This is a genomic window from Bifidobacterium samirii (genome assembly GCF_003952945.1).
Taxonomy (GTDB): domain Bacteria; phylum Actinomycetota; class Actinomycetes; order Actinomycetales; family Bifidobacteriaceae; genus Bifidobacterium; species Bifidobacterium samirii.
Window position 1 is genome coordinate 25,093 of sequence record NZ_QXGK01000008.1, and the last position, 14,070, is coordinate 39,162.

General features: G+C 68.3%; 10 protein-coding genes. 9 read left to right on the top strand and 1 reads right to left on the bottom strand.

What is annotated here, in order from left to right:
• Positions 1-17: 17 nt before the first annotated feature.
• From D2E24_RS05125 to D2E24_RS05135, 3 genes are all read left to right on the top strand, one after another.
• The gene (locus D2E24_RS05125; RefSeq protein ID WP_125968252.1) at positions 18-944 is read left to right on the top strand and encodes an ABC transporter permease; all 927 of its coding nucleotides are present in this window, start codon (positions 18-20) and stop codon (positions 942-944) included.
• A gap of 20 nt (positions 945-964) precedes the next feature.
• Positions 965-3,166: a dipeptide ABC transporter ATP-binding protein gene (locus D2E24_RS05130; RefSeq protein ID WP_420897477.1), complete on the top strand. Its 2,202-nt coding sequence runs from the start codon at positions 965-967 to the stop codon at positions 3,164-3,166.
• A gap of 204 nt (positions 3,167-3,370) precedes the next feature.
• A complete protein-coding gene (locus D2E24_RS05135) occupies positions 3,371-5,134 on the top strand; it encodes an ABC transporter family substrate-binding protein (protein ID WP_125968253.1) in 1,764 nt (587 codons plus the stop codon).
• Between the two features lie 166 nt (positions 5,135-5,300).
• Here D2E24_RS05135 and D2E24_RS05140 read toward each other — a convergent pair whose 3' ends face one another.
• On the bottom strand, positions 5,301-6,734 hold the full coding sequence (locus tag D2E24_RS05140) for a C1 family peptidase (protein ID WP_164521020.1): 1,434 nt from the start codon (positions 6,732-6,734) through the stop codon (positions 5,301-5,303).
• Between the two features lie 83 nt (positions 6,735-6,817).
• Between D2E24_RS05140 and D2E24_RS05145 the strand changes: the two genes are divergently transcribed.
• From D2E24_RS05145 to D2E24_RS05170, 6 genes are all read left to right on the top strand, one after another.
• A complete protein-coding gene (locus tag D2E24_RS05145; protein WP_125968254.1) occupies positions 6,818-7,678 on the top strand; it encodes an exodeoxyribonuclease III in 861 nt (286 codons plus the stop codon).
• Between the two features lie 127 nt (positions 7,679-7,805).
• Positions 7,806-8,636: a DUF3710 domain-containing protein gene (locus D2E24_RS05150; RefSeq protein ID WP_125968255.1), complete on the top strand. Its 831-nt coding sequence runs from the start codon at positions 7,806-7,808 to the stop codon at positions 8,634-8,636.
• Between the two features lie 3 nt (positions 8,637-8,639).
• Positions 8,640-9,446 carry a DUF3159 domain-containing protein gene (locus D2E24_RS05155; protein ID WP_125968256.1) on the top strand — a complete coding sequence of 269 codons (807 nt, stop codon included), beginning with the start codon at positions 8,640-8,642 and terminating at the stop codon, positions 9,444-9,446.
• Between the two features lie 34 nt (positions 9,447-9,480).
• Positions 9,481-10,770 carry a class I SAM-dependent RNA methyltransferase gene (locus D2E24_RS05160; RefSeq protein ID WP_125968257.1) on the top strand — a complete coding sequence of 430 codons (1,290 nt, stop codon included), beginning with the start codon at positions 9,481-9,483 and terminating at the stop codon, positions 10,768-10,770.
• The gene (locus tag D2E24_RS05165) at positions 10,767-11,345 is read left to right on the top strand and encodes a sugar ABC transporter substrate-binding protein (RefSeq protein WP_125968258.1); all 579 of its coding nucleotides are present in this window, start codon (positions 10,767-10,769) and stop codon (positions 11,343-11,345) included. Before D2E24_RS05160 ends, D2E24_RS05165 begins: the two co-directional genes overlap by 4 nt.
• Positions 11,346-11,448: 103 nt before the next feature.
• On the top strand, positions 11,449-13,971 hold the full coding sequence (locus D2E24_RS05170; RefSeq protein ID WP_125968259.1) for an HAD-IC family P-type ATPase: 2,523 nt from the start codon (positions 11,449-11,451) through the stop codon (positions 13,969-13,971).
• The last annotated feature ends 99 nt before the right edge of the window (positions 13,972-14,070 follow it).

Here is a 14,070-nt window from a genome sequence, read left to right on the forward strand (position 1 = left end):
GCAAGGAGAGCGAAACCATGACTCAAACCACAGTTGCATCCAACACCGCCGAGGCGGGGGAGAAGAAGCAGGTCAAGCGCATCGGCTACGCCAGCCTGATCGCCCGCCGCTTCTTCCGCCAGCGTTCCGCCGTGATCGGTCTGGGCATCCTGCTCGTGCTGATCTTCTTCGCGGTCTTCGGCTCCGCGATCGGCAAGTGGTCGTACGACGACCCCGACTTCATGTCGCTGACCGCCCCGCCGAGCGCCGAGCACTGGCTCGGCACCGACACCGGCGGCAACGACCTGTATGCGATGATCGTGCGCGGCCTCGGCAAGTCGCTGATGATCGGCATCTTCACCTCGGTGGCCACGATGGCCATCGCCGCGCTGCTGGGCACCGGCATCGCCTTCTTCGGCGGCTGGATCGAACGCGTGGGCATGTGGATCCTCGACATGCTGCTCGTCATCCCGTCCTTCCTGCTGATCTCCATCATCGTGCGCGCCGCCAACGCCTCCACCGGCTGGCTGTGGCTCATCATCGGCCTGACCGCCTTCGGCTGGGTCGGCTACGCGCGAATCATCCGCACGATGACCCTGTCGCTGCGCGAGCGTGACTACATCAAGGCCGCCCGCTTCATGGGCGTAAGCTCCTTCCGCATCATCGTGCGCCATCTGGTCCCGAACCTCGCCTCGATGATCATCATCAACACGGTGCTCGGCGTGGTCGGCGCGGTCAACTCCGAGACCGCCCTGTCCTACCTTGGTCTGGGCGTCAAGGCCCCGGACGTCTCGCTCGGCTCGATCCTGCAGTCCGGCGCCGTGACGATGCAGACCGCCCCGTGGCTGCTGATCTTCCCCTCCGTCGCCCTGATCCTGCTCACCTTCAGCATGCAGCTGATCGGCGACGGCCTGCGCGATGCGCTCGACCCGAACTCCCGTGCCAGCGGAACGGTGGGTGCCTGATGTTCAGAAAGACGACAACGATGAAGAACCGTAAGAACGCTAACGACCCCGTGATGCTGGAGCGCACCGAACTCGTGCGCGACGACATCCTGCGATACGAGCTGCTCGAAGGCAACGGTCCCAAGGGCGCGCCGCAGGGCGACCCGATCATGCAGGTGCGCGACCTCAAGGTCTCCTTCAACACCGAGGCCGGCGTCTGCCGCGCCGTGCGAGGCGTCAACTTCGACCTGTGGCGCGGCCGCACGCTGGGCATCGTCGGCGAGTCCGGCTCCGGCAAGTCCGTCACCGCGCTGAGCCTGATCGGCCTGCTCGACGACAACGCCAAGGTCGAGGGCTCCATCAAGCTCGACGGCATCGAGCTGATCGGCAAGACCGACGAGCAGCTGAGCACCATCCGCGGCGAGCGCATCGCCATGGTCTTCCAGGACCCGCTGAGCGCCCTGACCCCGATGTTCACCATCGGCGACCAGATCGCCGAGGGCCTGCTCATGCACCATCCGGACATGACCAAGGAGCAGGTGCACGACCGCTGCGTCGAACTGCTCGAGCTCGTGGGCATCCCGCAGCCCGAGGAGCGTCTGACCAGCTTCCCGCACCAGTTCTCCGGCGGCATGCGCCAGCGCGTGATGATCGCCATCGCGATCGCCAACGACCCCGACGTCATCATCGCCGACGAGCCGACCACCGCGCTCGACGTGACGATCCAGGCCCAGATCCTCGACGTGCTCGCCAAGGCGCAGAAGGAGACCGGCGCCGCCGTCGTGCTCATCACGCACGACCTGGGCGTCGTGGCCGGCGCCGCCGACGACATCCTCGTCATGTACGCGGGCCGTCCCGTCGAGCGCGCCAGCATCGACGACATCTTCCAGCACCCGTCGATGCCGTACACGATGGGCCTGCTGGGCGCCGTCCCGAAGCCGCACGTCGCCGCCTCGCAGCGTCTCGTGCCGATCCAGGGCAACCCGCCGTCGCTCGTCGACATCCCCAAGGGATGCCCGTTCTCCCCGCGCTGCCCGCTCGCCACCCCCGAGTGCTCGCAGGCCGAGCCGGACCTCGAGGTCGTCGACCCCGCCAACGGCCATCTGGCCTCCTGCCGCCGACTCGACGAGATCGTGTCCAAGAACATGAAGTACACCGACGTGTTCCCGGTGCCGGAGAACCTGCCCGCCGACTGGGCCGAGGTGCCGCGCGACCAGCGTCCGGTGACGCTCGACGTGGAGCATCTCGTCAAGCACTTCCCGCTCACCGGCGGCGGCATGTTCCGCCGTACGGTCGGTCAGGTGGCCGCCGTCGACGACGTGACGTTCAAGATCCGCCAGGGCGAGACGCTGGCGCTGGTCGGCGAATCCGGCTCCGGCAAGTCCACCACGCTCATGGAGATCATGAACCTGCTCAAGCCGGAGGACGGCCGCATCGTCGTGCTCGGCAAGGACCTCGCCGAGCTGAAGAGCCGCGCCGACCGCAAGGCGCTGCGCAAGGACCTGCAGATCATCTTCCAGGATCCGATGAGTTCGCTCGATCCGCGCATGCCGATCTACGACGTGCTCGCCGAGCCGATGCGCGCCCACAAGTGGAGCAAGGAGCGCATCAACGAGCGCATCGGCGAGCTGATGGAGCTCGTGGGCATCAACCCCGACTACGTCGACCGCTTCCCGTCGCAGTTCTCCGGCGGCCAGCGCCAGCGCATCTCGATCGCGCGCGCCCTGGCCACCGACCCGAAGGTGCTGCTGCTCGACGAGCCGATCGCCTCGCTCGACGTGTCGATCCAGGCGGGCATCATCAACCTGCTCGAGGACCTGCAGGCCAAGCTGAAGATCTCGTACCTGTTCGTCGCGCACGATCTGGCGGTCATCCGCCACATCTCCGACCGCGTGGCCGTCATGTACCTGGGCCAGGTCGTCGAGCTGGGCGAGACCGAGGACGTCTTCACCCATCCGCGCCACCCGTACACGCAGGCCCTGCTGTCCGCGATCCCGGTGCCGGACCCGGTCGTGGAGCGCACCCGCCAGCGGATCATCCTCAAGGGCGACCTGCCGTCCCCGGCCGAGAAGCATCTGGGCTGCCGCTTCGCGTCGCGCTGCCCCGTCAAGCTCACGCTGAGCCCCGAACGCCAGCGCATGTGCGAGACGCAGCGTCCGGTGCTCGGCTCCGACGAGCAGATCGCGACCGAGTACGCCTGCCACTTCCCGCTGGACGTGACCAGCGAATCGACGCCGTTCTAACGGCCGTCCGATGCCCCGACCCGCCGGCCGAGACCTCGCCGGCGAGCCGGGGCATCGTCGTACAGACGTTGCATGGGTCCATGTTTCGGACCCATGCAACCATTGTTAACAAAACGTGGTGTACCATCACGGGTTTAGTTGCGACCTATAGCAAGGAGAACGAACGGCACGCGCAACTCGGCCGTTCAGGAGAGGAAAGATGCCATGAAGTTCGCATCTACCATGCGCAAGGCGACTGCGCTGGCCGTGTCCGCGGCCGCGCTGTTCGCGATGGCGGGCTGCGGCAACAGCAGCAACGCCGGCGATAACAACACCAACACCACTGTCACCGCGGAGCCGCAGGAGGGCGTGCCGGTCAACTACGACGGCACCTTCCCGAAGCCCGAGACCGATAAGGCCTACAACAACCCGAAGGACCGCGACGAACTGCAGCAGGGCGGCACCCTGACCCTGGCCACCGTCGAGATCGGCCCGGACTGGAACGCCCTGAGCACCAACGGCAACACCACGTACATGGACGGCATGTGGCGTCTGTACATGCCGCGCATCTGGGAGTACTCGGTCGACGGCTCCACCATCGAGCCGAACAAGAACTACGTCACTTCCGTCGAGCAGACCTCCGACTCCCCGGAGACCATCGTCTTCAACATCAACGAGAAGGCCTCCTGGAACGACGGCACGCCGATCACCTGGAAGGACTTCGAGTCCACCTGGAAGGCCATGAACGGCTCCGACGAGAACTTCACCCCGGCCATCACCGCCGGCTATGAGGACATCGAGTCCGTCACCGCGGGCGACTCCGACAAGCAGGTCGTCGTGACCTTCAAGAAGGACTTCTACCCGTACGAGTCCCTGTTCAACATGCTCTACCCGGCCGAGGCCTACGCCGGCGGCGCCGACGTCTTCGCCCAGGGCTGGCAGAACGACTCCCACTCCGACGAGTGGGGCGCCGGCCCGTTCAAGGTCGAGTCCAGCTCCGACTCCGAAGTGACCTTCGTGCCGAACGAGAAGTGGTGGGGCGATGCTCCGCTGCTCGACAAGATCGTGCTCAAGCAGATGGAGGACTCCGCTGCGCTCAACGCCTTCAAGAACGGCGAGACCGATGCCTCCGGCGCCTCCAGCGCCGAGTCCATGACCAACGCCAAGAGCCGTGAGGACGCCTACTTCCGCCGCGGCTACGATTCGGGCGTCTCGACCCTGACCATCAACGCCAAGAGCGTCTCCGACCTTGCGCTGCGCAAGGCCTTCGTCCAGGCGGTCGACCGCTCCCAGCTGCAGAAGATCTCCTTCCAGGGCACCGACTGGGAAGAGGACGTTCCGGGCTCCCTGATCCTCCCGCAGTTCCAGGGCGGCTACGAGGACAACATGCCGAAGGACGCCGCGTACTCCACCGAGAACGCGAAGAAGACCCTCGAGGACGCCGGCTACACCCTGAACGGCGACTACTACGAGAAGGACGGCAAGACCGCCGCCATCACCTACACCACCTTCGGTGACTCCGCCACCTCCAAGGCCATCACCGGCGCCATCCAGAAGATGGCCAAGGCCGCCGGCATCAAGGTCGAGAGCGACGTCAAGGCGTCCGCCGACTTCTCCAAGACCGTCTCCAGCGGCGACTGGGATATGATCGGCCTCGGCTGGGGTGCCTCCGACCCGTTCGGCTACTCCTCGTCCTCCTACCAGCTCTACGGTTCGACCTCCGATTCGAACTTCTCCTTCACCGGCACCGACGAGATCGACGAGCTGCTCAAGGGCGTCACGAGCATCAAGGACTCCAAGGAGGCCATCGCCCAGTTCAACAAGGCCGAGAAGAAGGCCCAGGAGCTGTACGCGCAGATTCCGTGGGCGAACGGCCAGATCACCATCGCCGTCAAGAAGGGCCTGGCCAACTACGGCCCGGCCGGCTACTCCGCCGGCTTCCGCCTGTACTTCACCGCTCACCCGGAGAACGTCGGCTGGGAGAAGTGATCCGCCTGATCGGCTGATTCCCTTCACCTGACATGAGTTCGGGCCCCTCCTCGGAGGGGCCCGAACTTTTTCGTGCCGTATCCGTGCCGTACGGGCACGAAAAAGCCGTTCCGGAGCGAACCCCGGAACGGCTTGAATCGGTCTGAATCAGCTTGGCTCAGTGAGTTCAGCGGCAGATGCGCGAGATCGGCTGCCAGGGCTGCAGCGTCACCGGCTCGGATTCGACGGCCTTGAGCGTCGCCTCGTCCAGGAACTCCCTGCGGATGACGATCTCCTGCACGTAGCGGTCGAACCAGGCGCCGGAGGCCACGTAGTAGCCGTCCACGCCGTTGTCCTTGCCCCAGCTGTTCTCCACCTTCCAGCGGTCCGCGTAGCCGTCGGCGTCGATGTTGACGCCGGTCAGGGTCATCGCATGGTTCGACGGGGAGTCCATGTATTCGAGGCCGTGCGCCTTGTCGGACGTGAACTCGGTGCCGAACAGCTCGTCCACGCGCACGGTGGCCGCGTCGAACACGCCGGCCTTGCGCAGCGAGAACTGCATGCAGTCGCAGGCGAACCAGATCGGATGGCCGGCGGCCAGCTGGTCGACGGCGGCCTTGCGGAACACGTCGAGCGGCACGTTCACGAAGTCCATCGGAGCCTCCTCGGCCACGTTGCCCTCGAACGCGATCTGATAGCGCGTGTAGAACGGCGTGGAGGCCAGCGGCGAGTTCGTCAGGCACACGAACTGGTCGAGGTCGACGCCCACGTACTTGGCGTAGAACTCCTGCGGGGTGATGCCGCGCTCCACGATCTGACGGCGCGCGTCGACGCCCTTCGGGGCCTTGGCCTCGGCGGTCGCCTCGCCGGCCTTATCGGCCTTCTCGTCCTTGTCGCCGTCCTTGACGCGCAGCAGCAGGTCGAACGTCGCCGGCGGCTCGCCCATCGCGATCGCGCAGATGCGGTAGACGACGCCCATGCGCTCCACCTTCATCGCACGCAGCTCCTCCATCGACCGGCCCTCGCGGTGGGCGTCGCGCAGCTCGGCCGCGAACTCGCGCAGCTTCGTGTTCAGATACTGCTCGAACGCCTCGGAATTGCGGGAGTTGGCCGACTCCGGATAGGCGTCCTTGGGCACCAGACCGTACTTCTTCACCAGCGGCACGAACATCTGCCACCAGCCGCCGTCGCCGGCCGGCAGGCCGTTGACGGACTGGAAGACGCGGCTGTCGGTCGCCTCGTCGAGCGTGGCGAGCACGTTCTCCAGATAGAAGTTCGACTTCTCCAGCTTGTCGAAGAAGAACAGGTAGCTTTCGGAGAACTCGAAGTCCTCCAGATCCCACTTGTGGATCAGCTCGTAGCGCAGCGTGTTCAGCGAGGAGAACATCCAGCAGCGGCCGGAATGCTCCTGGTTGGTGATCGAACCCTGCTTGAGCTCGATCGAGAACGTGCGCGGCAGCTCGCGCACGCCGCGGTACGAGGTCGCGGCCTGGAGGATGCCGTTGGAGACGGCGGCGTTGGCGGCCACCAGATTCGCGCGGTCGGCGTTGAACTCCTGCGAATAGCGCTTGAGCAGGTCGGCGTCGAGCGCCAGACCCTCGGGCTGGGAAGCCATGGGCATGTTCCTTTCATAGTCGGCGTGGAAATCGTTGCCGCTGCAAGTCTACCCGCGCCCGGGCCGACATGCCCGCTATAGTGGGGCGCATGAGCATCACCATCACCACTTCGAACGTGAACGGCCTGCGCGCCGCCAAGCGCAAGGGCGTCGACGCCTGGGCGGCCGGTCACACGCCGGACGTCTGGTGCCTGCAGGAGGTGCGCGCCCCGCAGGCCGAGATCGACCCCATCGTCGACGGATTCCGCTTCGAATACGCGACGGCCGGACGCATCGGCTCGCCCGACGCCCTCGCCTGCGTCAACGAGGTGTGCCGCGTCAAGGGACGTGCCGGCGTCGCGCTGCTCAGCGCCCTGCCGGTCGTCGAGACCCGCATCGGCCTGCCCGGTCTGGACGAGGACGTCGACTCCGGCCGCTGGGTCGAGGCCGACGTGACCACGCCGCAGGGCTACACGCTGACCGTCGCCTGCGTGTACGTGCACGCCGGCAACGCCGACGACCCGGTCAAGATGACGCAGAAATACCGCTTCCTCGACGCGATGGTCGGCCGGCTCGGCGAACTGCGCGATGAGGCGGCGCACGGCGGCCGCCAGGCCGTGCTGTGCGGCGACTTCAACATCGCGCACACGCCGCTGGACATCAAGAACGCGAAATCCAACGAGACGCACTCCGGATTCCTGCCCGCCGAACGCGCCTACGTGGACCGCTGGCTTGGCGAACTGGAGTTCGTGGACGTCGTGCGCGACCTCGCCGGCGGCATCCAGGGCCCGTACACGTGGTGGAGCCAGCGCGGCCGCGCCTTCGACAACGACACGGGCTGGCGCATCGACTACCAGTTCGCCACGCCCGAACTGGCCGAGACCGCACGCGGCTTCGTCATCGACAAGGCGCCCTCATACGACGCGCGCTGGTCCGACCACGCGCCGCTGTCCGTCACGTACGACGTGTGATCCACGCCGTCCGCTGCCGCGCGGGCCTGTCGACGCGCCCGCGCGTCCGACGGACGGCTTCCAGCCAAACGCAAGGCATGGTGCTACGCTAGTCGGAGCCAACCGTTACATGAAATGAGGAACACCAATGGGACTGTTTGGATTCGGCAAGAAGAAGCATCAGGACGACGCCGTCGCTGAGCCGGCCGCCGAAGAGGACAAGGCCGTCGCCGAGGACGCCGCCCCCGCCGAACCGGTCTACCCGACCGAGCCGAGCGCCGTCTACGAGGGCCGCGGCGAATCGTACGGCCCGTGGGACGTGGCCGACGAGGACGTCATCGACTACGACGCGCACCTCGACCTGGGCGCCTACTATCTGCCGTTCCTGCAGGGCATCGGCCTGCGCATCAAGGCGAACCGCGCCACCAACCAGATCCTGGGCGCGACCATCACCTACGGCACGTCCGGACTGGAGATCGAGGCGTTCGCCGCGCCCAAGACGATGGGCCTGTGGGACGACGTGCGCGCCGACCTGCTCGAAGGCAACGCCGCCGCCACCGAACAGCCCGGCGTGTTCGGCACAGAGCTGATGCTGCCGGTCACCGTCAAGGGCGGCAAGACGCTGCGCACGCGCATCGTCGGCGTCGACGGCCCGCGCTGGATGCTGCGCGGCATCTTCTCCGGCAAGGCGGCCGTGCTGCCCGACGATCCGGAGACCCTCGCCCTCAACCGTTTCTTCGCCGACATCGTCGTGGACCGCGGCTCCGACCCGCTGGCCCCGCGCGACCTGATCCCGATGCACCCGCCGGTCGCCCCCGCCGCGCGCAAGGCCGCCAAGGCCGCCGCCGAAGGCGCCGCGGACGGCAAGGAGCACCTCGACTCCATCCCGGACAAGCCGACCGGCCCGTTCGACTCCGACCAGCAGGTCGAGGTCAAGACCACGCTGTCGCGCGGCCCGATGTTCTCCGAAGTCCGCTGACACATGGCCCCGTCCAACGACCCCAACGCGGCGAACCGCCGCACCGGCATGGCGTCGCTCGCCGACGCGGGCGACGACGCGGACTTCTCCGTCGTCGACGCGATCGGCGGGCCGCGCGGCGTCGTCGAATCGATGCTGCCGGGCGTCGTGTTCGTCGTGCTGTTCGTCGTCACGTCCGACCTCAACCTGACGGTCGGCGTGTCCGCCGTGCTGGCCGTGGCGCAGGTGATCGTACGCCTGCTCCAGCGCCAGTCGGCGATGGGCGCGCTGAGCGGCCTGATCGCCGTGGGCATCTGCCTGATCTGGGCGTGGAAGAGCCATGAGGCGCGCAACTACTACATGTTCGGTTTCATCACCAACGCCGTGTACTTCGTGCTGCTCACCGTCTCGCTGGCCGTGCGCGTGCCCGCGCTGGGCCTGATGGTCGAGTTCATCCGCACGATCCCCACCGAACGCTTCCGCGCATGGTTCGCCGACTGGATGGGCGACGCCGCGCTCAAGCGCGCGTACATGACCGTCACCGCACTGTGGGCCGGCGTGTTCGCCCTGCGGCTGATCGTGCAGGTGCCGCTCTACCTGACCGACCATGTGGTGCTGCTCGGCACCGCCCGCCTGCTCATGGGCATCCCGTTCTGGGCGCTGGCGATCTGGGTATCGTATCTGATCATCGCCACGCCGCTGCACCGGCACAAGGCCGCGGCGGCGGCTGCGACTGTCGGCGCTTCGGCCGTCGCCGACGGGGCGGCGCCGCCGACGCAGCCTGAACCGGACATCAGTCATCCGATCATCGAAACAGCCAACCGACCGTAACCAACGACCGTCACCACGACCGCGAAAGGACATCATGGACGCCGAGGTACGCATCGAACGCTACGCCGACCAGGGACGCTGCGTCGGACACATCGACGGGCGCGTCGTCTTCGTGCGCTTCGCCCTGCCCGGCGAGCGCGTCGTCGTCCGGCTCGACGAGCCGCACGAGCGCGACGACCGATTCTGGACCGGCGAGGTCGTCGACGTACTCGAAGCCAGCCCCGACCGCGTCGAGCCGGCATGGCCGCTCGCCGGACCGCTCGCGATGGGCGGCGGCTGCGGCGGCGCCGACCTCGTGCACGTCTCGCTCGACGGCCAGCTGCGCTGGAAGGCCGTGACCGTGTCCGAACAGCTCAGCCGGCTCGGCCACGTCGAGATCGCCGTGCCGGTCACGCGCATCGACGGCGACGAGGCGCTCGGCGGCTTCCACTGGCGCACCCGCATCGAGATGATCGCCGACGACGACGGCCGCCCCTCGATGCGCCGCCGCGGTTCGCACACGCGCGTCCCGCTCGACACGATGCCCCTGGCCACCAAGACGCTGCTTGGCGTCGCCGACGCCCAGCACGTGTGGGACGGCGGCCTCGAACCCGGCTCGCAGATCCGCCTGTCGGTGCCCGAACCGCGCGACGGCGGCCTCGACGCGGGCGACAAGGGCGATCCGGGCGACAACTACGCGGTGCTCGTCGACGGGCAGCTGCGCGCCGGCTCCGACACGCTCGTCGAACGCGTCGACGTGGACGGCACGAGATTCGAATACACGGTCGACGCGAACGGCTTCTGGCAGATCCACCGCCAGGCGCCCGTCGCCCTCGCCAACCATGTCATCACGCTCGCCAAACGCGAACTGGACAGCAAGGCGTCCGCGGTCATCTGGGACCTGTACTCCGGATCCGGCCTGTTCACGCTGCCGCTGGCCACGCTCGCCGCGCCGCGCACGCGCATGCTCAGCGTCGAAGGCGGCCGCGGCGCCGTACGCAACGCCCAGCGCAATCTGCGCCACCTCGGATTGAGCGACGTGGACGCGCGCTGCGGCGACGTGTCCGCCACGATCGCGCATGCGCCCGCCCACCTGGCGAACCCCGACCTGATCGTCCTCGACCCGCCGCGCGCCGGCGCCCGCGCCAAGGTGTGCCGCCAGATGGCCGCCACCGGCGCGAAGTCGATCATCTACATCGCCTGCGATCCGACCAGCCTCGCTCGCGACACCGGCACGCTGCTCACGCTCGGCTACGAGCCGGTCGACGTGCGCGCCTTCGACATCTACCCGATGACCCACCACGTCGAGACCGTCGCCCTCTTCCGCCGCAAGGAGCAGGCGTGAACCGACACGCGGCATGCCGGCGCGCGATCGCCGCGCTGGCGGCCGCCGCGACCGTGCTGACGCTCGGCGCATGCGAGCCCGCCGGCCGGGCGGTGGGGGACACGCAGGAGAACGACCCGGACGTGGCGCACGTGGGCGCGGTCACGTCCGAGATCCTCGTCGGTCTGGTCGGCATGCAGGGCGCCGACGCCGACCGGATGGCGCTCGACGCGTACGATGCGGCCGGACTGGATGCCGTGTACGCGTCCACCGACGGTGTGGACGACCCCGGCGACGCCGCCCGACGCGGCATCGCCGACCTGGTCGAACGCCGGGCGACGATCATCGTCGTCAGCGGATTGGATGTGGCCGACGACGCCGCATCGTGGGACGACGCGCTCGGCAAGGCGCGCGCCGCCGGCATCCCCGTCGCCCTCCTCAACCCGATCGCCCCGCCCGACGACGACACGCTGTACGCCGCCAACCTCGTCGTCAACGACCGTGCCGCGGACGCGACCCCGCTGGCCGACGCGACCCGCACCATCATCGACGACAAGCCCCACGGGCGCGACATCATGGTCACCACCCTCGGCTGAACCGCGGCCGGCCGTGTCCTCCCACCTCCGTCCACCCTGAACGTCCCCGGATTCATCCCCGGGGACGAGCACGCCGCGCGAACGGCACGGTAGGCTGGAGGCCATGAGCCTTTCCACGCCCACCACCACGGAACCCGGGCTGAGCGCCGCCGACGTCGCCGACCGCGTCGCCCGCGGACAGACCAACGCCGTCAAGTCGGCCACGTCACGCTCCCTGCTCGACATCGTGCGCGCCAACGTGTTCACCCTGTTCAACGGCATCATCCTCGCCGCGATGATCCTCGTGCTCGTCACCGGATCATGGCGCGACGCGGTGTTCGGCTTCGTCATCATCATCAACACCGGCATCGGCATCGTCACCGAACTGCGCGCCAAACGCGCCCTCGACAAACTGTCCATCCTCGTCGAAGCACCCTGCATGGTCCGCCGCGACGGCAGGGACATCGAGATCGGCCACGACGACATCGTCCTTGACGACCTGCTGTGGCTGCGCGCCGGTGAACAGGTGCCCGCCGACGTGCAGATCATTGACGATCGGGGCATCGAACTCGACGAATCGATGCTCACCGGCGAATCACGCACCGTGCGCAAGCAGGTCGGCGACCAGGCGTACTCCGGATCCACCGTCGTCTCCGGCGGCGCCCTCGCCCGCGTCACCGCCGTCGGCGAACGCGGCTACGCGGCCCGGCTCACCGCCCAGGCCAAGGTGTACCGCAAGACCGTGTCCGACCTCAACAAGGGCATCAACACGATCCTCAAATTCATGACCGTGCTCGTCGTGCCATTGTGCATCCCGCTCGTCATCTCCCAGATCAATGCGGTCGGCGGATGGAGCGAGGCGATCGCCGACGGATCATGGCGGCAGGCCGTCGTCTCCGCCGTCGCCGGCGTCGTCGGCATGATCCCCGAAGGACTCGTGCTGCTCACCTCGCTCAACTTCGCCATCGCCGCCATGCGGCTCGCCCGCGGCAACACGCTCGTCCAGGAACTCGAATCCGTCGAGACGCTCGCCCGCGTCGACTGCCTCAACCTCGACAAGACCGGCACCGTCACCGACGGCGGCATCGCCTACGAGCGGCTCATCATGATCGACGGCGACACGTCGGTCGGCACGGCGGTCGACGGTACGCCGGGGGAGCGGCCCGTAACCGAACGCGAGGCCACGCAGGCCCTGTACGACCTGTCGGACGAAGCCCAGCCCAACGCCACCGGCCAAGCCGTGCTCGACGCGCTGCGCGACGCCGGCTACACGGCCGGCGACGTCGCCGCGCGCGTCCCGTTCTCCTCCGCGCGCAAATGGAGCGCCGTCGCGACCGCCGACGCCGTCTGGTATCTCGGCGCGCCCGAAGTGCTCCTCGCCGCGTTCGACGGCGACCATACGTCCCTGCTGGACCGCGTCGGAGGCTACGCGGCCGACGGCAGCCGCGTGCTGCTCATCGCCCGCGCCGCACGGCCGTCCGCCGACGGCACGTCCGGCACGGCCGCCGACGTCGCCGACGACCCCACGCTCGACCCGCACGCCCGGCCCGTCGCCCTCGTCCTGTGCGCCGAACGCATCCGCCCCGACGCCGAAGCGACACTCGCCTGGTTCCGCGAGCAGGGCGTACGCTGCCGCGTCATCTCCGGCGACAACCCGCTCACCGTCGGCGCCATCGCCGCCAAGGTGCGCCTGACCGGCGACCGCCCGCCGCGCGCGATGGACGCGCGCGACCTGCCCGCCGACATCGACGAGCTCGCCGACGTGCTCGAGGACGTCGACGTGCTCGGCCGCGTCCTGCCCGACCAGAAGAAGGCCATCGTCGACGCGCTCCACCGCAGGGGGCACGTCGTGGCGATGACCGGCGACGGCGTCAACGACGCGCTCGCCATCAAGGAGGCCGACCTGGGCATCGCGATGGGCAACGCGGCGCCCGCCACCAAGGCCGTCGCCCAGGTCGTGCTCGTCGACTCGCGCTTCGGCCACCTGCCCGACGTGGTCGCCCGCGGCCGGCAGGTCATGGCCAACATGGAGCGCGTCGCCAGCCTGTTCCTCGTCAAGACCGTCTACTCGGCGCTCATCTCGCTGGGCGTCGTGCTCACCGCCATCCCGTTCCCGTACCTGCCGCGGCACATCACCTACGTGGGCGCGCTCACCATCGGCTGCCCCGCGTTCATCCTCGCGCTCGCGCCCAACACGCGCCGCTACCTGCCCGGATTCCTACGCCGCGTCGTACGCTTCGCCCTGCCCGGCGGCACCGCCGTGGCCTTGTCGGTGCTGCTGTCCGCATGGATCCTGCCCGGATTGATGGGATGGGACCTGGACGTCGCCGACGACCTCGCGTCGCTTCGCGCCACCTGCGCGATCATCGTGTTCGTGCTCGGCGTGTTCGTGCTCGCCCGCGTCGCCAGCCCGCTGCGCTCCTGGCGCGGCGCGCTCGTCGCCGCGTTCGCAGCGGCCGGCGTGACCGGCATGTTCATCCCGTTCGTCGCCTCGTTCTTCGCCCTGCGGGTGCCGTCCGGACGCGTGCTGATCGCCACCTGCGTGGCGCTCGCGATCGCCGCGGCGATCTTCGCGCTCTGCCATGTCGCGGCGGCGGTCGCGGCGTGGATTATCTCACATAGCAACCCGACACGCCAGAATATGTGAGACATGCCGGTAACGTGGGCGGCGGATAATCGTCGGCGGAGACCACCGCCGGCGGCGACCGTCACGGCGATCCGCCGCCCCGTTCCCGATTCCGGAGGT